This is a genomic window from Paenilisteria portnoyi, from assembly GCF_014322795.1.
Taxonomy (GTDB): domain Bacteria; phylum Bacillota; class Bacilli; order Lactobacillales; family Listeriaceae; genus Listeria_A; species Listeria_A portnoyi.
On record NZ_JAASTT010000002.1, the window covers coordinates 1 to 20,120 of the forward strand.

Below are 20,120 nucleotides of genomic sequence, written 5' to 3' on the forward strand. Positions count from 1 at the left end.
TGGCTAGAACTTCGGAAACTGGAGCTGACGTGGTGGACTGATAATAATTTGGTGGTTATTCATAGTTCAGCAATCCTATGTGCGGGAACGCTCCGGTTTTTGACGTATCGTCGTTTCCAGATCTAGCTTTGTTGTGGTTCTTGAAAAGCGTCGTTTGCTTTTTTAGAACCTCAATATGCAGTGGAATGCAATGAGACTGCCTTCCTTTTGGCTAGAACTTCGGAAACTGGAGCTGACGTGGTGGACTGATAATAATTTGGTGGTTATTCATAGTTCAGCAATCCTGTGTGCGGGAACGCTCCGGTTTTTGACGTATCATCGCTTCCAGATCTAGCTTCAACGGCCAACTCCTCGAAAACTTCACGCCCTCCATAAAAAGCAAGATCGGCTTTTTACTGCGGCCGCTCCAGTTTTTTTCGGAGCTGAACGGGCCGTTTCAGCTTTTCACTATTCCCCCACAATCTCTCTCAATTTATCCACAGCTTTCTCCCTATCCTTGTTCCCGTAAATATAAGATCCGGCAACAAAGACATCGGCGCCGGCTGCGACGCATAGTGGGGCGGTTTTATCATCCACGCCGCCGTCTACTTCAATCTCGATGTTCAGGCCTTTTTCTTCAATCATTTGTTTCGCGGCTGTAATTTTTGGTAGCACTTCTTTAATAAAACTCTGTCCGCCAAATCCTGGGTTCACCGTCATAAATAGGATCAAATCGACTTCTTCCAACACGTGTTTGATCATTTCAATCGGTGTTGCTGGATTTAAAACCACGCCTGCTTTCACGTCAAAGGAACGGATTAACTGCAATGTTCGGTGTAAATGCGTGCAGGCCTCTACATGTACGGAAATGTAGTCGGCGCCGGCTTTCGCGAATTCTGGAATATATAAATCTGGGTTTTCAATCATCAAATGCACGTCTAGTGGTAGCTTCGTAACTGGGCGAATCGCTTTGACAACGCTCGGCCCAAATGTAATGTTAGGCACGAAATGTCCGTCCATCACATCGACGTGAATGTAGTCTGCGCCATATCCTTCCACTTCCTTAATATCTGCTGCTAAATTGGCAAAGTCTGCACTAAGTATCGATGGAGCTATTTTTCCCATGTTAATACCTCTCTTTTTTGTTTTTGACTTCGGTTAAAATTTGAATGTAATGTTTGTACCGGAAAGCTGCAATTTCGCCGTTCTCGACAGCCGTTTTCACAGCGCATTTCGGCTCATTTTCATGAACGCAACCGCGGAACTTACATTCGCCACGACGTCGGTCTATTTCTGGAAAGCAAAATTGGAGATTTTCAGTCGTTAAGTCGTCCATTTCAATCGAGCTAAAACCTGGTGTATCGGCAATGAAACCGTCACCGATTGTCATCAGTTCCACATGACGTGTCGTATGTTTTCCGCGCCCTAATACGAAGGAAATGACACCTGTCTCAATATCTAAATTCGGATTGAGCGCGTTCAGTAACGTCGATTTCCCAACACCGGATTGGCCTGCTATCACAGCGATTTTCCCAGCAATAACGTCAAGAACCGCTTTTTTATCGATGTCCGTATTCGTTAACAACACCTGATACCCCGCTTCTTCATAGATCGCTTGGTACTGGGCGATCTCCGCTTTTCGCGCTTCATCAGCCAAGTCCATTTTGCTGATACAAATAACGGGTTCCACATCTTCCAACTCAATCGCTACGAGGAATCGGTCTGCTAAATTAGCTGAGAAATCCGGCTCTACGGCTGAAAAAACGAGCAGGGCTAAATCTACATTCGCGATTGGTGGACGTACTAGCGCATTTTTCCGAGGAAGTAGCTCTAGCACGTAGCCTTCTTTTAAATTATCTGCTTGAAAAACGACATGATCGCCGACGAGTGGTGTCAATCCACGCTTTCTAAAATTACCACGCGCGCGACATTGATAGGTTTTGCCCTCGCAATAAACGTAATAAAAACCGCTTAACGCCTTCATAATTTGTCCTTCCAGAAAAGTCACCTTCATTTCTTATGAATTTGGATAATCAATGGTTTCCTCTAAAATGACGGTATTATCGCGAACGACTTTATACCCGCCTTGTGTGCCTTCTTCAATTTCAAAAGATAGCGTCTCGGTTGTATCTTTCGTGATATCCATTTCTTTGTAAGCTGTCGTCATACTGTTGTTCTTGTCTTGGATATAGATTTGAATATGCTGTGGTACGAGCGGATTTGCAGCTGGATCTTCCGGCTCATACTTGATCGTAATTGTCCGCTTGACCGTCTTCACTTCTTTTTCTTTCGGGCCTTTACTCATTACAACTGTCACTTTGTCGCCTTTATTTAATGAGGCTCCTGCTTCTGGTTTTTGTGAGATGACTTGGCCAGCGCCGACCGTATCGGAATATTCTTCACTGCCAACAGAAATGGTAATATTGTTGGAGCTCGCATAGTCGTCTAAGCCGACTTGGTTAAATCCAGATAAGTCTTTTAACGTCAACGGCTGCGCGCCTTTACTCACTACAAATGAAAATTCTGTATCTGCGGCAACGATTTCGCTTCCCGATGATGGGTCTTGCGAAATAATCACGCCAGAATCAACGGAATCGCTATATTCTTCGGTGTAGCTGACTTTTTTATAGCCTTGCTGATCTAGCACTTGTTTCACTGTGTCATATGTCTTACCGGTATAATCTTCTACTGTAATTTTCTTCGCACCAATACTCATATATAGATTGACCGTCGAGCCTTTTTCTTCGCCTGTTCCGATTTCAGGGTCGGTTTCGATGATTTTATCTTCCTCCACTTTATCGCTGTTCTTCTCAAACGTTTCTCCAACGACAAAGCCCGCGTCTTGCAGTTTTTGCACGGCGGTTTCTTTCGTATCATTCGCCACGTTTGGAATTTTCACCGTAGCTGGTGGACGGCCCATGAGCCAGAGCGCAACAATGATAATCGCGAATAAAAGAACAACCGCGGATATAATCCAGATTTTCTTTTTGTTGTTTTTCTTCTTTTTCGGTGGTTCAGTAGGTTCTTCCGGCTTTTCTGCGGCGCTAACCACCGTATTATCGAGGTTTTGCATCGCGCTTTTCGTTGCAATAATGGGAATCGTTTTCGTTTCGCCATCATCCATCGGGAATACGTATTTCGGCTCATTGCGCCGCTCTGGATCGAGCGCTGTTTTTAAATCGGCTTTCATCTCTTCCGCAGTTTGATAGCGTAAAAATGGATCTTTGGCAGTCGCGCGAATCACGATATTTTCCAAGCTCTGTGGAACTGCTTCGTTCTCATCACGAATCGATGGGATACTGGCTTGTAAATGCTTGATTGCAATCGAAACCGGCGATTCACCATCATGCGGAACTTTTCCAACGAGCAGTTCGTAGAGCACTATTCCGAGCGAGTAAATGTCGGATTTTTGCGTTGCCATCCCGCCACGAGCTTGTTCTGGTGACAAATAATGCACCGAGCCAAGTAGCGAATTGGTCTGCGTAATCGAAGTTTCAGAGAGTGCCATCGCGATACCGAAATCGGTAATTTTCACAACGCCGTCATGGTCGATTAAAATATTTTGTGGCTTCAAATCACGATGGACGATATGTGCACTGTGGGCTACCGCAACAGCTGAAACGATTTGGAGCATGATATCCACAGCTTTTTCGAATGGAATTGGATGGTTTTCATGAATGTACTGCTTTAAATCCATTCCTTCTACGTATTCCATTACGATGTAGTGAAGATCGTTCTCCTCTCCTACATCGTAAATGCTAACAATGTTTGGATGCACCAAGCTTGTCGCTGATTGTGCTTCTCGTTGAAAACGGCGTATCAAGTTACTTTCATCTGCTAAATCAATACGCAACACTTTCACGGCCACATTACGATCAAGAATCATGTCATGTGCAAGAAAAACATTGGCCATTCCGCCGCCACCGATTGCGCTGACAACTTTGTAACGGTCATTAATTCGCTTGCCGATCATCATGATACATCCCTACCTTTCTTCCCTAGATTCCGTTCCAAAAGCAACACCGTGATGTTGTCTTCTCCCCCATTGGCATTCGCTTTCGTTATAAAAATGTCCGCTTTTTCTGCGAGCGTTCGTTTACTAGTTAATATCGCTTCCATTTCCTGTTTGGTCAACATATTGGATAAACCATCCGAACAAAGCAGCAACTGGTCCTTCGATTGAAATGGTAAAATAAAGACATCCGTATCCACATTTCCTTCGATCCCTAGCGCGCGTAACAAGATATTTTTGCGTGGATGGTTTTCCGCGTCTTCTTTCGTAATTTCCCCTTTACGAAGTAGCTCATTGACGAGCGAATGATCTTCTGTGAGCTGTTCTAGTACGCCATTTTTCATAATGTAGCCGCGACTATCGCCAACGTTTGCCACGATGATTTGACTATTGGCAAAAACGGCGGCAACAAGTGTTGTTCCCATACCTTGAAGTGTTGGGTCTTGTTTCGCATGCGCCAAAATTTGCTCGTTCACAGCTTGAATAGCCTCGCGGAACCATGAATCAATCTCCGCAGCAGACTTCATATCCGCCACATCTCGCCACTTCTCGCTAAGCAAACGAACAGCCATTTCACTAGCAACATCGCCAGCTCTGTGACCACCCATTCCATCTGCAACGATGACTAACGGATTTCCGAGTTGATTTTCGAAAATGCCGCCGTTATCTTCATTATGATTTCTGATTCTGCCTCGATCTGTTCTAAATTCTGCATGCATATTACTTACACCTCACATTGCCGGGAAAATTTCAAACGTTAAAAACGGTCTTCCCATTGCTTATTTGTTGGTTACTTTGCGGAATGCGGCGATGAAGAAACCGTCACTTCCGATATCTGTCGGCACTAATTCGAGGTAATCTCCTTGTACGTAAGGAATCATTTTTTCAGGGACGTGTACTTGTTCTAATTGGAATTCCGGATGATTTCTGAGGAAGTTCTCCACAACACCGCGGTTTTCCGTTTGGTCAATCGTACACGTACTATATATTAATATACCATTTTCTTTGAGCAATGCGCCAACCTCAGCTAAAATTGCTTGCTGAATCCGCGCTAAATTCTCGATATCTGACTCTGTTTTACTATACTTAATGTCCGGTTTACGACGCAAAACGCCAAATCCAGAACATGGAGCATCCACCAAAACACGATCAAAGCTTCCCGGTGCAAAAAGTTCACTCGCTTTTCTGGCATCCAATACTTCCGTTGTGATATTCGTCAAATCAAGACGTTTCGCCGCTTTATTCACAAGTTTCGTTTTATGCGGATGGATATCAAGCGCGACAATTTCACCCGTGTTATGCATTTTTTCAGCGATATGCGTCGTTTTCCCACCTGGCGCCGAACATGCATCGAGCACACGTAAACCATCTTCGAGTTGCAAAGCATGCGCGACAAGCATCGAACTCTCATCTTGAATCGTACAGCGACCGTTATGGTAAGCTTGCGTTTCGGCAATCGAGCCGCGTTCCATCATGAGAGCTTCTGGAATATAAGCGTTTTGCTCCGTTTCAATACCTTGCGCGGAAAGCTCGGCTTGTAGTTCCGCAACCGTCACTTTATTTTCATTAACACGAATACTCTGCGACGGCGCCTCTAAAAAGGACAACCCGATTTCGCGCGTTTTCTCAGCACCGAATTGTGCGATCCAACGCTTCACGAGCCATGTCGGCAAACTAGATTCCACGGCGATTTGCTCCGTTTCGTTGCTAATATCCTCGATTTTTGGCACACCTTTACGAATCACATTCCGCAACACACCATTCACGAATTTCGTCACGCCATCATGCCCACGTTCACGCGCAATTTCGCCCGCCTCATGTAAAATCGCATGCTCCGGAACTTTATCGAGAAACTCTAATTGATACACTGATAACCGCAACAAATTCAAAACCCAATTTTCAGGAGCTTGTCGCAAAAATGGCGCTAAGTAAAAATCGAGCGTGATGCGTCGTTGCGTCGTACCGTAAACGAGCTCGGTTAGAAGCCCACGGTCCATTTGATTTAAATCACTATTTTTAAGCGCGTCGTTGATTAGTAAATGACTAAACGACTGGTTATTTTCGATTTTCTCGATTAAGTCCAACGCTATTTCGCGGACTGTTTCTGGTTTTTTCATATGTCACCGAACCTTGTTTCTAGATTTAGATGTTGCCCGGCCCCCGCCATATAGTCAGCAACAGCCATTTTTTGCTTACCTGCTGGTTGCACGATTTCCGGCACGATGACCGTTTTGTCACCTGTCGCAATCGCAAAATCGTGTTTTGTCGTCCAGACAATTTGTCCCGCCAACGCTTGTTTATCCGTCTCTTCAATGCGCGCCTGCCAAATTTTAAAAGGATTCCCTGCAAGCGTCGTGTACGCGACTGGCCACGGCGACAACCCACGAATCTGGTTGAAAATCGCACGACCATCACGCGTCCAGTCGATTTTTTCCTGCTCCCGCTTAATGTTCGGCGCAAACGTCACAAGACTCGCGTCCTGCGGCTCCGGCGTCAATTTTCCAGCGAGCAAATCTGGCAGTGTATCCATCAACAGCGACGCACCAACCGCGCTCAGCTTCTCGAACATCGTCCCGACATTATCCGCGTCCGTAATCGGAATACTGCGGCGCGACAACATATCGCCAGCGTCCAACTTCTCGACCATGTACATAATCGTCACGCCCGTCTCCGTTTTCCCATCCAGAATCGCATAATGCACCGGCGCCCCGCCACGATACTCCGGCAACAGCGACGCATGCACGTTGATACAACCATGTTTCGGCGACTCCAACAACGCATTCGGTAAAATCTGTCCATATGCCGCCGTCACAATCAAATCCGCGCCGAGTCCAATCAATTCATCCAATTCAGGCGAACTGCGCAACTTCTCCGGCTGGTAAACAGGAATCCCACGCGCAACCGCGGCCTCCTTCACTGGTGGCGGCGTCAACACACGCTTACGCCCCACCGCACGATCCGGCTGCGTCACGACCGCAATCACCTCATATTTATCCGCGACTTGCTCTAAAACAGGCACCGAAAAAGCCGGCGTCCCCATAAAAATTATTTTCGTCATTCTCATTTCTCCTTTACATCATCACAAACGGCTGCACGTCCATCGTGATCGTCAGTCCTTTAACTTGCTCTTTTTGATAGTGCAGTAAAATATTTTTCAGTTCAGCCTTCAGTTCCGGCTCCACTTTATATTTAATAATACATTGATAGCGATATTTATTCTTAATCCGCGCAATCGAACTCGGCACCGGCCCCAGAATAATCGCATCCGGACCCAACTTCCCTTGCAAAAATTGCGTAATCTCCTGAATCGTCCGCACCGCCTTCATTTCATCCTCGTCGCTCACATTAATCAGCGTCAAATAGTAAAACGGCGGATACGAGCCAATTTTTCGAACGCGCATCTCGTGGTTGTAAAAACCAATATAATCATGCGTCTTCGCAAACTGAATACTATAATGTTCCGGGTTATAACTCTGCACAATAACCTCACCCGTCAACTCATGCCGTCCCGCGCGACCACTCACTTGCGTCAACAACTGGAATGTTTTCTCCGACGCCCGAAAATCCGGCAAGTTCAGCATCGTGTCCGCATTCAGCACCCCGACAAGCGTAATATCCGGAAAATCCAGACCCTTCGCAATCATCTGCGTCCCTAAGAGCACATCCGCTTCCTTATCCCGAAACTGGTTCAGCAACTTCTCATGCGAGCCCTTTTTCGACGTCGTATCCACATCCATCCGAATCACACGCGCCTCCGGAATCAATTTTGCCAAACTCTCCTGCACCTTCTGCGTCCCCGTTCCAAAGTACCGAATCTGCTCACTTTCGCAACTCGGACAATGGTTCGGCACACCTTCTTGGTACCCGCAATAATGGCATTTCATCTGATTATGCGCCTGATGATACGTCAGCGAAATGCTACAATTCGGGCATTCCACAACATACCCACAATCCCGACACATCACAAACGACGAATACCCGCGTCGGTTCAGCAGCAACACAATCTGCTCCTTTTTCGCCAGCCGATCCTTGATTTTTTCCAACAACACTTGCGAAAATTCCGTCCGGTTCTCGTTGCGCAATTCCTCACTCATGTCGACCACTTCAACCTCTGGAAGCGCCGTATCGTTCACACGCGTTGGCAACTCAAGCAGCGTATACCGCTTTTTCCCAGCCCGCGCAAACGACTCCAAAGACGGCGTCGCACTACCAAGCACCACCGGGCAACCATACCGCTTCGCCCGCTCAATCGCCACGTCCCGCGCATGATACCGCGGATTATCCTCCTGCTTATAGCTCGTTTCATGTTCCTCATCAATAATAATAATTCCGAGCTTCAAAAATGGTGCAAAAACCGCAGAACGCGCCCCAACAACAACCTTGGCTTTCCCCTGCTCAATTTTGCGCCATTCATCGTATTTCTCACCCGCCGAAAGCGCACTATGAAGCACCGCGACCAATTTCCCGAAGCGACGTTTAAAACGCTCCACCATTTGCGGCGTCAGCGCAATCTCCGGAACGAGCACAATCGCCTCTTTTCCAGCCACAAGCACCGCCTCAATCGACTGCAAATAAATCTCGGTTTTCCCGCTCCCAGTCACGCCGTGCAACAAGAACGTCTCCTGAACGCCAGCCTCAGCCGAAGCCACAATCGCATCCCGCGCCGCCTGCTGATCTGGCAATAACGGTAACGGCGTACTCGCTTGGAAATCATGATGCTCATACGGATCCCGCGACACATGCTGATCCACTATTTCAATCAAGCCAAGCGCCGCCACCTTCTGAATCGTCACATCCGTCGTCTGAACGGTTTCCCGAAGCGCCTTCACGGAAATAAACTCCCCATCAAACACCTGGAAAAACTGCAAAATCTTGATCTGCGCTTTGGCACCTTTCGAAAGCCCCGCAATCGCATCCTCTAACTGCTGTACAGTCGCGCGCGGTTTCACGACACGCATCGTTTTTTTCGTCACCTTATTCTTAACCTGATACACCAATTCAACGAGACCATCCTTCATCCACTTTTGAAGCGTTGGCAAGACTCCGAGCTGTTCCGCCCGTTTCCAATCCATCGTCTCATACCCTTCAAAAAGCCGCTCCGCCTCATCATTTTCCGTATCCAACAACACAAAGTACTTCTCATATTTCGCGCGCAAAGCCGCCGGTAGCATCGCCTGATACGCCGTAATCCGGTAAGCCAGCGTCTCCTCAGAAATCCAATCCCCCAGCTCCAAAAGCTCCGCATTCAAAACCGGCGCCAAATCCATCATTTCCCGAATCTCTTTCAACTTGGCGAATTCGCTCGTGTCCGACGTTCCAACAACAAAGCCCTGCAACGCCCGATTCCCAAATGGCACCGAAACCCGCATCCCAGGCCGAACAATCTCCTGCCAAGCCTCCGGAATCAGATAATCAAATGGCCGATCCACCTGCATCGCCGGCACATCCACAATCACTTGAGCCACTTTTGCCATCTTATTTTTCCTCCAACAAACGCGCAGCCTGTTCGATAATTTCGCGCGCTACCTCTTGCTTAGACAACATCGGAAAAACCTTCTCCGCATCTTCCTGTCCATAAAAAGTCACCTGATTCGTATCCACGCCAAAACCAGCACCAATTTGCGCCACATTATTCGCTACAATCAAATCCGCATTTTTCGCATGCAGTTTTTTCAGCGCGTTCTCCTTCACATTTTGCGTCTCCGCGGCAAAGCCAATCACGACCTGACTCGCCAACTTATTCTGACCAATTTCTGCCAATATATCCTTCGTGCGCACCATCTCGATCGCGTAATCGCCCGGCTGCTTCTTAATTTTGTGCTCGTGAATCACTTTTGGCGTGTAATCCGCAACCGCCGCGCTCATCACAAAAACGTCCGCCGAATCCTGATGCTTCATCACTTCCGTGTACATCTCCTGCGCCGTCTCAATATAAACCGCCTGAACACCATGCGGCACCGCGAGTTTTGTCGCCGACGTCACCAGCACCACTTCCGCGCCATATCTCGCCGCCGTCTCCGCGACCGCAAAGCCCATCTTGCCCGTCGAATGATTCGTAAAATAACGCACCGGGTCCAATTTCTCCATCGTCGCCCCAGCCGTCACCACGACCTTCCGTCCAGCAAGCGCCGTATTCTTCTCCGCAAAAAAGTTCGTCAAATGCCCAACAATCCGCTCTGGCTCCTCCAAACGGCCGCGCCCAACATACCCGCATGCCAAATAACCCTCGCTCGGCTCAATAAAACGAACACCGTCCGCGTAAAGCTGATTAATATTTCGCACCACAGCCGGATGCGCAATCATGTGTACATTCATCGCTGGCGCTACCCAAACCGGTGCCTCTGTCGCAAGCAGCGTCGTCGTCACCATATCATCCGCAATCCCGTTCGCCATCTTCCCAATCACGTTCGCCGTCGCCGGCGCCACAATCACAAGATCCGCCCAGTCCGCGAGATTAATATGCGCCACCACACCAGAATCCTTCTCGTCAAACGTATCCGTATACACATCATTCCGCGATAACACCTGAAACGAAAGCGTTGGCACAAACTCCTGCGCACTTTTCGTCATCATCACCTTCACATTCGCGCCCGCCTGCGTCAATTTACTCGTAAGCGCCACAGCTTTATAAACAGCGATTCCACCAGAAACCGCGAGTAAGATATTTTTTCCATCCAACATCTAGGTCACCTCTTTCACCTTCCAGTCAATTATACCGTTTTAACGCGGGAAAAAACAGTGCTTGAGGTTAGAAAGGTGAAGAAAAAGCTAGGAATCAAGTTTATCATAATAATATGCGCCCTAGCCTCTTAAAGAAAGTAAATAACAGATTATATGTTATTATTGAATCTAAGCTTAGAATTTTTGTAAAGAGAAAGGAAAATATAACATGTCTAAGATAGTTTATTCATCTTATCAAATCAGCTATGCGGGGGATCTAGATGTATATTTCGAATATAAAAACTCCGTAGTTTTTACTTCTCCAAAAACTTCAGATAGGGGGGAGAACAACATAACCATAATAAATAAATCTTGTTTAAATGACCATAGTGGAATACACGAGCAAACAAGGTACTCACGCAGCGATATTTTATCTATACAAGGTATTCTCTCTTTTTTCTCAGGCATAGCTATTACTGTATATGAGAATATTAGTAGTGCCACCTCAATTAATCCCATTAAATATAAAAAGAAAAATACTCACCTAATAATTGATGGTTTGCATCATACGAGTGATTTAAAAAAAATCTTGATCAAAGTTGAAGAAGAACCACAACTCATGATTTCTTTATTAGATAGATGGCGCAAATCTGTGTACTTATTAGAAGAAAGTACTGATGCTAACTTATATTTTGATGAAGCTACATTAGGTTTTTTTCATATTTTTGAGATATTTGGCGAAAAAAATAGTCCTGAGCTTAAATCTAAGTTAGACAAAGATATCCAGTTATTTCTCTCTACCTACTATGAAAATTACTACCTCACCAATGATCAAAAAAAGGACAAAATAACTGAAAATCTGAAAACCTTCAAAAATCTACTTATTGGCAATCATTTAACTCTATCAGTTAAAATTAAAGATTTTCTCAAAAAAAATGATATGCTTGATGATAATGTAGCTTTCTTTATTGACAGTATGATAAAAATCAGAAATGCTATTGCTCACGGTAGAATTACCTACCAAGAAAAATTTATATGGCCACTATCTCCATTTTTCAATCTGTCAAAAGACTCCTACCAAAATATTAATTTTTTGTACATACTATCTGCAAAAATGATCTCTGCTTATGCAGGTATTAACAGATGGGATAACGAATGGCATACGGAAAAACAAAACTTGCTTCCTCCACTCAATACACTAGTTTCATTTTTAGTTAATCCCCATTCCTTTAAGCATTCGATAAGCAAGGAAGCACTCTTCCAAGGTAATGAATATAACATAACTTGGGTGACTATTTTTAACCATTATGTAAAAAACGCCAAAAAAATCCCAATCAAAACACTTGAAATGGGGCTTAAGGAATACTTTATATCAACAAATTTAAATGAAGATAATGCTAGCGACATATTCAATATATCTATAATTTTTTCTGACTCTGAAGATATTGAAATAAAAGGAAAAGCTATAGAGAATATTAAATCGACGATAAACAAAGGATGGCATAGGTGGGGAAATTTTAAAGACGCATATTCCTATTTAGAATTTTATAATTTACCCCCAGTATGGTATAAACAATTTTTAGACAACCTGAGTTATAAATCCTATTAACATCGTTTATATACTTCCTTACCCTTAAACAAAGCGAAAGTATTCCCACAGAGGTGCTGTTTTAGAAATCAATTATTACTCTATTAGTTTTATCTCTCTTCTGTATATAGAAAAGCAGGATGCCACAAACCTTTCCTTTGAAGAAAACGTGACTCCTGCTTCTCTATTCAAACTATTATTTCCAAAAAACCGTGTCGTCCGTACTCAACCGATACGAACCATACCCCGAATCTGTCGCTTTCCCAATCGACACAATCATAACTGGCACATAACGCTCCGCATCCATACCAAACGCCTCGGTAACCTCACGTCGCTCAAATCCACCAATCGGATTCGTATCATAACCATAAGCCCGCGCGACCAACATCAACTGCATCGCAACCAGACTACCATCAATCAACGCCACCCGTTCCAATTCCTCACGTGACGAATTCGCATAATAAGGCGTCAAAGCAGCCATTTGCTTCTCTTTCACATCCGCCGGCATCAATCCTTGCTCCACCGCACTGCTAAAAATTTTCTCCCCGTTATCAAAACTATTCACGTCACCAAAAATCACAATCATGGCAGACGATGAATCATTTTGTTGCGTATTAAAACGCACAAGCGGACGCAATTTCTCTTTCCCTTCTGGACTTTCCACCACAACAAAACGCCACGGCTGCATGTTCACCGATGATGGCGCACGCATCGCATCCGTCAAGATTTGCTCCATCTCTGCTCTACTAATTTTCACCGTATCGTCGTATCCACGAATCGAACGGCGGTTTTTGATTATATCTTCAAAATCATTATTTTTATACATAGTATTACTTCCCTTCTACTTTACTAAGTACTTGTATCGCTGGCGGTGCGCTCAATAAACTGCCAACGCCTGCCTGAAACGCTTGAAAATGTTCGCTTTTATTATGTGCTTCAATGGCAGCTACATCTTCCCACTGCTCTATCATGTAAAACTCAGTCGACTTTTCAACAGAACGCGTCAATGTGTAACCAGCGTTCCCTGCCTCGGCTCTTGATGCTGCAATCAACGGCTCTACTTCTTTTAGAAATGCCGCAATCTTATCTTCTTGGACTTCTAACTTCGCTTGAATAACTAGCATTTATTTGCCCTTCTTTCTGTGGTCGTATCGTTCGATTTTTTTCGAACAAACACACTATACCATATCAAATTTTACTAGGCAACTAATATGTAATGTGCTATGATATTTTTATGAAAAACAATAATCAAGATTCAGAACAGTTGCTACTTTTATTCCAAGCCTTGAGTGATCCGATTCGCCTCGACGTCTTTCGTTGCTTACTGCAAAAAGGAGAACAGCGCGTCACAAACGGCACCTACGATATTTCCAAGTCCACCATGTCCCACCATATTAAATTGCTAAAGGAGGCCGGGTTAGTCGATGTTCGCAAGGAAGGCACCGCGCACATTTATTCACCAAACAAAGAAGTGACCGCTAAATATCCCGGTTTCTTCGACATCTTCCAAAATAAATAAGCGATATAACTCCAAATCCCGGAATTATATCGCTTATTTATTTGAAACCACCAAACCTCTGTGGGACGACAAATGCTTAGTTCCTAGGAAAAAACGAGCACTGGAACAGAGCTTTTAACGACGGAAATGAGCGTTTTCTGTCAGGTGTGTCTGTACTCGTCCATGGATTTTGAAGGATTTAAATCTTTTAAATAACTTTATGAGGAAACGCAAAAATAGAGGAGTAGGAATCCAGATTGCAATTCTTACTCCTCTATTTCACAATTTTGACAACAATTAAAATAGCCTAGATATCTTTTTAAATACTGGTGAGGGTTCTGGAATTTATACTATAGACACATCTCCACTCACCAAATTATGAATAGAATCAACAATTTTTTCTATAAATATAATCGATTCCTCTACATCTTCAACCTTGATATTTTGCCTAGTTGTATCAATATAATCTGCTTCATGAACAATTTGATTCCTTCTTTGAGTACACAGCTTCAAGGTTTTCATAACTTCATCTTTTTCCATATTCAAGTATCCAGCAATTTCCTGCCATTTATGCTTCTCTTCCCATACATAAGAAAGTGCCTCTGAAATTTTTTCTGGTGTTTGAAACGATAAAAAGCCATGCCTTTTATTAATTTCTTTTTCCAATATATCCAAAGCGATACTTTTATTTTCTGGGCTATTTATGTCTTCAGCTACTTCAAGAGTTAGCGAAAATGAACGGTATCTTTTTGTACGTTCTCTTTTGCCCGAATAAATTTGTATTATTCCAATTTTAACTAATTCGTGTATATATAAATCTAATCCTGCAACCGCCTGAGCTAGCTGCCAACGAAGTATATCATTGTAGTCAAAAGGTGGTTTAACGGTAGTCTCTAAAAAGCTGTATAATGAGCCCAGCTGCTTCGTTTCATTAATTATATTATCAAAAATAAGCTTGGCCGATTTCATTTGACTAGTTCCACGATAACTGCTGCAATATTTTCAAAATGCGTATTAAAACGATCTCTAGCTGTTTTCATCTGCCCTAAAACTTTCCCTTTTTGTTCCATTTGATTGTCGCTTAACGCATACACTGGAACCTTATACTTATGCGATTTAGGAAGTAATGCCCCAAAATCAGAAATTTCAGCAAGACAATACCCCTCTACCAAACCTTTTTCTATCAACATAGTTATGTCGTATACCATCTCTACTTGCTCAAGTTTTGATAAAAAATCTCCTTCAATAAACGTTTTTATTTCTTTTATTTTTGGAACATATGCATTAGCAGCTTTCTTATTCCTCAGATTAAATCTTTGTATAATTTCTCCAATGAATCGCATATCTTTATTTGGCAAAGGATATGTTGCCTCTTCAAAAAAAGATCTAGAATCTTCGGCCCATTTTTTCCACCTTGGCAATATTTTCAACATCGTCTGCAGCGCCATAATGGAGAAGGGGTCTGGGTTTGTTGGTACAATAAATCCATCTGATGAGACAAATAGCGTTTGATTGATGGCACTTAATCCAGGGTTCATATCAACAAATACGTAATCAATATCATATTTTTCTGAGCATAGTTTGATTAATTCATAAAAACTTCCTGGCAAGTTTTGTAATGTAGAGATAGAATTATTGCTATTTAACGCCAAACTTAATGATGGATCATATTCAGATAAATCCATATGTCCAGGAATTAAATAGATATTTTCATTTTCAATAGGTGTATAACATTCGATAGGCTTAATAGGAACTGGTTTCCCTTCAAAAGCAGAGCGAACTGCATCTTTAATATTATTACCATTACCATCAGTATAATATTCTTCAAAATCATCTCCTAGTATTAAACCCGTTAAATTACACTGCGGATCTGCATCTACAAAAAGAACTTTCTTACCGATTTCTGCTAACTTCCACCCAATATTATATGTAGATGTTGTTTTACTAACTCCTCCTTTATGATTAAATATTGATATTACTTTTGCCTTCATATCCTCATCTCCCCGTCTGAATCCTAATGTACAACACCACCATTCTATCACAAAATATCCCATATGTAAATTTTTAACATGAAAAAAGCTATCACAAAATGATAGCTTCAAACAAAATTCTATTTCTCCTGTCCCATAACTAAGTTCCCTGCATAAATTTCTTCTAACGCTTTTCCTACCGCTTTATGCGATTTGAAATCATCCATTGTACCTGGATCGTGGTCTTTTTGCATTTGACGGGCACGACGCGCAGCTACGGTTACTAGCGAGTATTTTGAGTCAATAACTAACAACAAATTATCAATTGATGGATATAACATCTATTCCAACTCCTCTAACATTTTTTCATACTTATGAATGACGCGCTCTGTTTTTAAGTGCTCGGTCTGAACGATTCCCTTAATTTTTTGAACGGCATTATCTACTATATCATTAACGACGGCATAATCATAGGCGTTCATCATCTCAATTTCGCGGCGAGCCTCGCTCATGCGCTCTTCGACAACGTCCATAGACTCTGTACCCCGCCCTATAATGCGGTTTTTCAGCTCACTCAAGTCTGGCGGCGTTAGAAAAATAAATATTCCTTCTGGCATCGCCTTGCGTACTTGTAACGCTCCTTGAACCTCGATTTCCAGAAAAACATCTTTTCCTGCTACCAAAATTTCCTCTACATAATCAAGTGGCGTTCCGTAATAATTACCGACATATTGCGCGTATTCTAGCATTTTGCCGTCCGCAATCGCCTGCTCAAATTGCTCTTTCGTGCGGAAATAATAGTCCACACCATCCACTTCGCCTTCCCGAGCTTTGCGGGTTGTCATCGAAATGGAGTATTCAAATGAAGTTGTCGGGTCATCAAAAACTGCTTTTCTAACCGTTCCTTTCCCAACTCCAGAAGGACCAGATAAAACGATGAGAAGTCCTCGATCTGCCATGTTTGCGTTCCTCTTTTCTAAAATATCATACTGCTTGAAAAATTATTCGACATTTTGTATCTGTTCGCGCATTTTTTCAAGTGTTGTCTTTAATTCTACCACATGATTCGTAATTTCTAAATGGCTAGCTTTCGATCCAATCGTATTTATTTCGCGATTCATCTCTTGAGTGAGAAAATCGAGCTTTCGGCCAATCGGTTCTTCCAGTAAAAGTATGTGCGAAAATTGCTTCACATGGCTACCCATGCGTTCTAGTTCTTCATTGATGTCTGATTTCTCAAGCAAAATAGCAATTTCAGAGAGTACAAGTGCTTTATCGAAATCCTCGCCAACATAGCCAAGCAAACGGTTTTCGAGACGTTCGCGGTAGGTTACTTCCATTTCAGGGATGAAAGTTTGAATCTCGCCCAGTAATTTCTCCGTCGTCTCCAAATGATGTTTGAAATGAAGCGCCAACTCGTTGCCTTCTGTCGCCCGCATGTCGTCTAGTCGTTTTGCAGCGGATGCCGTTGCGCCTACTAGCAATTCTTCCAGCTCCGAATCCGGTTCATTGCTCTCTACAATTTCTAAAAAGCGCGGATCTAGCAGCAATTCTTGAATATTTAGCGCATCTTCCATCTGATAGCGCTGCGTTGCCTGGCGCATAAAGCGAATATATTCATCCGCCAAATCCCAATTGATGACCAATTTTTCTTTTGTTGCCTTGTTTCCTTCAATTGTAATCGCGCATTCCACCCGGCCACGTTTCACCAGTTCCGCGATGCTCTTTTTTAACTTCGCTTCCAGATAGGCGAACACCCGTGGCATCCGGAACACAGTTTCCAAATAGCGGTGATTCACAGCTTTTAATTCTACGGTTACTTTGAAATTCTCTGATTGCTTCCCTGCTCGCCCGAACCCAGTCATACTTTTTACCATCCTGATCAGCCTCTCGCATTCTAATTTCACCTCTTCATTATAACAAATATAAGGAAATAAAACACCTAAAAACAAGATTATCAGGCAAGTTTCACCGTTCTTATGGTACAATAAAAGAAAAAATGAAGAGAGGTTCGCAACATGAAGAAGAATGTCTTGATTTTCAGTCTCGTGCTGGTCGCGATTATCGCACTAGCTTTTGTATTACGTTTCGCAGTTTCCGCACCAAAAGAGGATTTTGTCGTCAGCGGAGATAATTATAGCGGCAGCACATCGTCTGAAATAACGGTTAGCAACGGTGGCAAGGTTGTTGCAACGATTCCAGCGCTGAAAAATGAAACGACGAAGGAAATAAATGTAGAGCCTTTTGACGTGAAATCTGGTGGGTTTGTCATTAGTTACATCGATAAGAGTGGCAAAAAGCATGATGATATTCAATTTGATGTGACATCTGGGAAATCCACGATGAATAGTACGCTTTACATCAGTGTCACCGAGGTAAAAGAGGATGGCACGATGAATATTGACTACAGTTATTCTTCGGTAAATGGGGAAGAAATTTCGAGTCAAACGAACTAAATAATTTTTTTAAGGGAATGAAACAAACGAATGGCATTTGATACAATGTTTTTAAAAGCAATGACCGAAGAACTGACCGAACAGTGCGAAACTGGGCGGATTATGAAGATACACCAACCGTTTGCGCATGAATTAGTGTTGCATGTTCGGAAAAATCGGGAAAACCAGCGGATTTTGATTTCGGCGCATCCGAGTTACGCGCGCATCCAGATTACGAAGGAAACGATGGAAAACCCTGCGCAACCGCCGATGTTTTGTATGTTGTTACGAAAATACATGGAGGGCGCGATTATTGAGTCGATTCGCCAAGTTGCGAATGATCGGGTTTTGATTTTTGGGATTCGTGGAAAAGACGAGATTGGCGAAACGCGTTTTTGTGATTTGTATGTGGAGATTATGGGGCGCCACAGTAATGTTGTGCTCGTGGATCGTGATAAAGAGACGATTGTGGACTGTATTAAGCATGTTTCGCCGGCTTTCAATAGTTATCGGACGCTTTTACCGGGTGCCGCTTATATTTTACCGCCGAGTTCGGATAAGCTTGATCCGTGGACTGTCAGCGAGGAAGATTTATTGGCAAAATTGGATTTCAACGCTGGCAAAATGTCGAAGCAGATTGTTTCCAGTGTCGCTGGATTTAGTCCACTGCTTGCGAATGAAGTGATTGCGCGGGCTGGGTTGGTGAATCGGGAGACATTACCGCAAGCCTTTTTTAGTGTGATAGCGGATTGTGCGAAACCAGCAGAACCGGTTTTATTTACGAAGAACGAGAAGGAAGATTTCTATTTCATGCGGCTTGCGGATACGGAAGTGACGGCGGAATCGGAGTCGCTTGGTGCTTTATTGGACCGGTTTTATGGTGGAAAAGCGACGCGGGACCGGGTGCATCAAATTGCGCATGATTTGGAGCGTTTGCTTGCGAATGAGATTGACCGCGACCGTTTGAAAATGGAGAAATTGGAGCAGACGCTTGTCGATACGGAACGCGCGGATGAATTTCGCGTTTTCGGTGAGTTGTTGACGGCGAACTTGCATTTGGTGTCGCGTGGTATGACGGAGATCGAGGTGCAGAATTTCTATGATGAGCATATGGGAACGGTGAAAATTCCGCTTGACATTCGGAAATCGCCGCCTCAAAATGCCCAGTTTTTGTTTAATAAATACCAGAAGTTGAAGAAAGCTGTGAAATTCGTCGAGGAGCAGATGCGCTTGACGGAGCAGGAAATTGCTTATTTGGAGACGGTACAGCAACAATTGGAGGACGCGTCGCCTGAGGATGTTCAGGAAATCCGGATGGAACTCGCGGAACAAGGCTATATCAAGTATAAGCAGAAAAAAGGAAGCCGGAAGCCGAATCAGAATCCAACGCTTGAGAAATATACATCGAGTACCGGGCTCTCCATTCTAGTCGGGAAAAATAATAAGCAAAATGATTATTTGACGAATAAAGTAGCGCGAAATTCTGATTTGTGGTTTCACGTGAAAGATTTACCGGGATCGCATGTGGTGATTCAAGACGCGAATCCGGATGATACATCAATTACGGAGGCTGCGATGATTGCGGCGTTCTTCTCTAAAGCTCGGCTGTCGGGATCCGTTCCAGTGGACGCAACGCTGATTAAGCATGTGAAGAAGCCAAGCGGTGCGAAACCTGGTTATGTGACGTATGATAATCAGACGACTTATTTCGTGACGCCTGATGAGGAAACGGTGAAGGGTTTGCGGAATTAGACTTAAAAAATGGTTGGCATGAGTTTCGAGTTCATGCCAACCATTTTAACTATTTCCCTAATACATTCTACGGAAATTTGCCCAGAATTCCCTTAAATGCATATTTTAGTTTTTTTACCCATTAAACGAGGTACGTCCCCAAAAAAGCGCCCAATTCCGTTTTCAATCCCTTTAGTCACCATTTTAAAAATGGATTTATGCTCAAAGGAGCTGAAATCTATTATTT

General features: G+C 43.6%; 19 protein-coding genes. 4 read left to right on the forward strand and 15 right to left on the reverse strand.

Annotated features, from left to right (window positions below):
* Positions 1–447 precede the first annotated feature (447 nt).
* Genes rpe through coaBC form a run of 8 tightly spaced genes read right to left on the reverse strand, consistent with a single transcriptional unit; the run spans position 448 to position 10,669 of the window.
* Complete coding sequence (rpe, locus tag HCJ66_RS01460; protein ID WP_187131560.1) at positions 448–1,104, reverse strand: ribulose-phosphate 3-epimerase; 657 nt, start codon at positions 1,102–1,104, stop codon at positions 448–450.
* A 1-nt stretch (position 1,105) separates the two neighbouring features.
* Positions 1,106–1,993 carry a ribosome small subunit-dependent GTPase A gene (rsgA, locus tag HCJ66_RS01465; RefSeq protein ID WP_187131561.1) on the reverse strand — a complete coding sequence of 296 codons (888 nt, stop codon included), beginning with the start codon at positions 1,991–1,993 and terminating at the stop codon, positions 1,106–1,108.
* A 3-nt stretch (positions 1,994–1,996) separates the two neighbouring features.
* Positions 1,997–3,955 (reverse strand): Stk1 family PASTA domain-containing Ser/Thr kinase, encoded by a 1,959-nt coding sequence (gene pknB / locus HCJ66_RS01470; RefSeq protein WP_187131562.1) that lies wholly within the window; start codon positions 3,953–3,955, stop codon positions 1,997–1,999.
* Positions 3,952–4,710, reverse strand: coding sequence for a Stp1/IreP family PP2C-type Ser/Thr phosphatase (locus tag HCJ66_RS01475; protein ID WP_187131563.1), 759 nt, complete (start codon positions 4,708–4,710; stop codon positions 3,952–3,954). The genes pknB and HCJ66_RS01475 overlap by 4 nt, the downstream gene beginning before the upstream one ends.
* A gap of 60 nt (positions 4,711–4,770) precedes the next feature.
* On the reverse strand, positions 4,771–6,108 hold the full coding sequence (gene rsmB / locus HCJ66_RS01480) for a 16S rRNA (cytosine(967)-C(5))-methyltransferase RsmB (RefSeq protein WP_187131564.1): 1,338 nt from the start codon (positions 6,106–6,108) through the stop codon (positions 4,771–4,773).
* Positions 6,105–7,049: a methionyl-tRNA formyltransferase gene (fmt, locus tag HCJ66_RS01485; protein ID WP_187131565.1), complete on the reverse strand. Its 945-nt coding sequence runs from the start codon at positions 7,047–7,049 to the stop codon at positions 6,105–6,107. The genes rsmB and fmt overlap by 4 nt, the downstream gene beginning before the upstream one ends.
* 13 nt (positions 7,050–7,062) lie before the next feature.
* Positions 7,063–9,465 carry a primosomal protein N' gene (gene priA / locus HCJ66_RS01490; RefSeq protein WP_187131566.1) on the reverse strand — a complete coding sequence of 801 codons (2,403 nt, stop codon included), beginning with the start codon at positions 9,463–9,465 and terminating at the stop codon, positions 7,063–7,065.
* Between the two features lies 1 nt (position 9,466).
* Positions 9,467–10,669: a bifunctional phosphopantothenoylcysteine decarboxylase/phosphopantothenate--cysteine ligase CoaBC gene (gene coaBC, locus HCJ66_RS01495; protein WP_187131770.1), complete on the reverse strand. Its 1,203-nt coding sequence runs from the start codon at positions 10,667–10,669 to the stop codon at positions 9,467–9,469.
* Positions 10,670–10,880: 211 nt separating this feature from the next.
* Between coaBC and HCJ66_RS01500 the strand changes: the two genes are divergently transcribed.
* A complete protein-coding gene (locus tag HCJ66_RS01500) occupies positions 10,881–12,260 on the forward strand; it encodes a hypothetical protein (RefSeq protein ID WP_187131567.1) in 1,380 nt (459 codons plus the stop codon).
* Positions 12,261–12,435: 175 nt separating this feature from the next.
* On the opposite strand, the gene HCJ66_RS01505 is transcribed toward HCJ66_RS01500, so the two are convergent.
* Positions 12,436–13,065: a nitroreductase family protein gene (locus tag HCJ66_RS01505; protein ID WP_187131568.1), complete on the reverse strand. Its 630-nt coding sequence runs from the start codon at positions 13,063–13,065 to the stop codon at positions 12,436–12,438.
* Between the two features lie 4 nt (positions 13,066–13,069).
* The gene (locus tag HCJ66_RS01510) at positions 13,070–13,363 is read right to left on the reverse strand and encodes a putative quinol monooxygenase (RefSeq protein WP_187131569.1); all 294 of its coding nucleotides are present in this window, start codon (positions 13,361–13,363) and stop codon (positions 13,070–13,072) included.
* 110 nt (positions 13,364–13,473) lie between these two features.
* Here HCJ66_RS01510 and HCJ66_RS01515 point away from each other — a divergent pair, with 110 nt between their 5' ends.
* Entirely contained in the window at positions 13,474–13,758 is a 285-nt protein-coding gene (locus HCJ66_RS01515; protein ID WP_187131570.1) for an ArsR/SmtB family transcription factor, read from the forward strand.
* A 324-nt stretch (positions 13,759–14,082) separates the two neighbouring features.
* On the opposite strand, the gene HCJ66_RS01520 is transcribed toward HCJ66_RS01515, so the two are convergent.
* The 5 genes from HCJ66_RS01520 to HCJ66_RS01540 form a co-directional block, all read right to left on the reverse strand.
* Entirely contained in the window at positions 14,083–14,706 is a 624-nt protein-coding gene (locus tag HCJ66_RS01520) for a HEPN domain-containing protein (RefSeq protein WP_187131571.1), read from the reverse strand.
* Complete coding sequence (locus HCJ66_RS01525; RefSeq protein WP_187131572.1) at positions 14,703–15,728, reverse strand: ParA family protein; 1,026 nt, start codon at positions 15,726–15,728, stop codon at positions 14,703–14,705. Before HCJ66_RS01525 ends, HCJ66_RS01520 begins: the two co-directional genes overlap by 4 nt.
* 119 nt (positions 15,729–15,847) lie before the next feature.
* Positions 15,848–16,048: a DNA-directed RNA polymerase subunit omega gene (gene rpoZ, locus HCJ66_RS01530; RefSeq protein ID WP_187131573.1), complete on the reverse strand. Its 201-nt coding sequence runs from the start codon at positions 16,046–16,048 to the stop codon at positions 15,848–15,850.
* On the reverse strand, positions 16,049–16,666 hold the full coding sequence (gmk, locus tag HCJ66_RS01535; protein ID WP_187131574.1) for a guanylate kinase: 618 nt from the start codon (positions 16,664–16,666) through the stop codon (positions 16,049–16,051).
* Between the two features lie 42 nt (positions 16,667–16,708).
* Positions 16,709–17,584, reverse strand: a complete 876-nt coding sequence (locus HCJ66_RS01540; protein WP_187131575.1) for a YicC/YloC family endoribonuclease — start codon at positions 17,582–17,584, stop codon at positions 16,709–16,711.
* 141 nt (positions 17,585–17,725) lie between these two features.
* On the opposite strand from HCJ66_RS01540, the gene HCJ66_RS01545 reads away from it, so the two are divergent.
* Both HCJ66_RS01545 and HCJ66_RS01550 read left to right on the forward strand, forming a co-directional pair.
* Entirely contained in the window at positions 17,726–18,163 is a 438-nt protein-coding gene (locus tag HCJ66_RS01545; RefSeq protein WP_187131576.1) for a hypothetical protein, read from the forward strand.
* A 30-nt stretch (positions 18,164–18,193) separates the two neighbouring features.
* The gene (locus HCJ66_RS01550; protein WP_187131577.1) at positions 18,194–19,894 is read left to right on the forward strand and encodes an Rqc2 family fibronectin-binding protein; all 1,701 of its coding nucleotides are present in this window, start codon (positions 18,194–18,196) and stop codon (positions 19,892–19,894) included.
* Positions 19,895–20,120: the final 226 nt, after the last annotated feature.

Coding starts and splice junctions, on each gene's coding strand:
- rsgA (WP_187131561.1), bottom strand. CDS start 1,993: ATGAAGGTGACTTTTCTGGAAGGACAAATTATGAAGGCGTTAAGCGGT.
- HCJ66_RS01515 (WP_187131570.1), top strand. CDS start 13,474: ATGAAAAACAATAATCAAGATTCAGAACAGTTGCTACTTTTATTCCAA.
- gmk (WP_187131574.1), bottom strand. CDS start 16,666: ATGGCAGATCGAGGACTTCTCATCGTTTTATCTGGTCCTTCTGGAGTT.
- HCJ66_RS01475 (WP_187131563.1), bottom strand. CDS start 4,710: ATGCATGCAGAATTTAGAACAGATCGAGGCAGAATCAGAAATCATAAT.
- HCJ66_RS01550 (WP_187131577.1), top strand. CDS start 18,194: ATGGCATTTGATACAATGTTTTTAAAAGCAATGACCGAAGAACTGACC.
- rpoZ (WP_187131573.1), bottom strand. CDS start 16,048: ATGTTATATCCATCAATTGATAATTTGTTGTTAGTTATTGACTCAAAA.
- HCJ66_RS01540 (WP_187131575.1), bottom strand. CDS start 17,584: ATGGTAAAAAGTATGACTGGGTTCGGGCGAGCAGGGAAGCAATCAGAG.
- HCJ66_RS01510 (WP_187131569.1), bottom strand. CDS start 13,363: ATGCTAGTTATTCAAGCGAAGTTAGAAGTCCAAGAAGATAAGATTGCG.
- fmt (WP_187131565.1), bottom strand. CDS start 7,049: ATGACGAAAATAATTTTTATGGGGACGCCGGCTTTTTCGGTGCCTGTT.
- rpe (WP_187131560.1), bottom strand. CDS start 1,104: ATGGGAAAAATAGCTCCATCGATACTTAGTGCAGACTTTGCCAATTTA.
- priA (WP_187131566.1), bottom strand. CDS start 9,465: ATGGCAAAAGTGGCTCAAGTGATTGTGGATGTGCCGGCGATGCAGGTG.
- HCJ66_RS01520 (WP_187131571.1), bottom strand. CDS start 14,706: ATGAAATCGGCCAAGCTTATTTTTGATAATATAATTAATGAAACGAAG.
- pknB (WP_187131562.1), bottom strand. CDS start 3,955: ATGATGATCGGCAAGCGAATTAATGACCGTTACAAAGTTGTCAGCGCA.
- HCJ66_RS01525 (WP_187131572.1), bottom strand. CDS start 15,728: ATGAAGGCAAAAGTAATATCAATATTTAATCATAAAGGAGGAGTTAGT.
- HCJ66_RS01545 (WP_187131576.1), top strand. CDS start 17,726: ATGAAGAAGAATGTCTTGATTTTCAGTCTCGTGCTGGTCGCGATTATC.
- HCJ66_RS01500 (WP_187131567.1), top strand. CDS start 10,881: ATGTCTAAGATAGTTTATTCATCTTATCAAATCAGCTATGCGGGGGAT.
- HCJ66_RS01505 (WP_187131568.1), bottom strand. CDS start 13,065: ATGTATAAAAATAATGATTTTGAAGATATAATCAAAAACCGCCGTTCG.
- rsmB (WP_187131564.1), bottom strand. CDS start 6,108: ATGAAAAAACCAGAAACAGTCCGCGAAATAGCGTTGGACTTAATCGAG.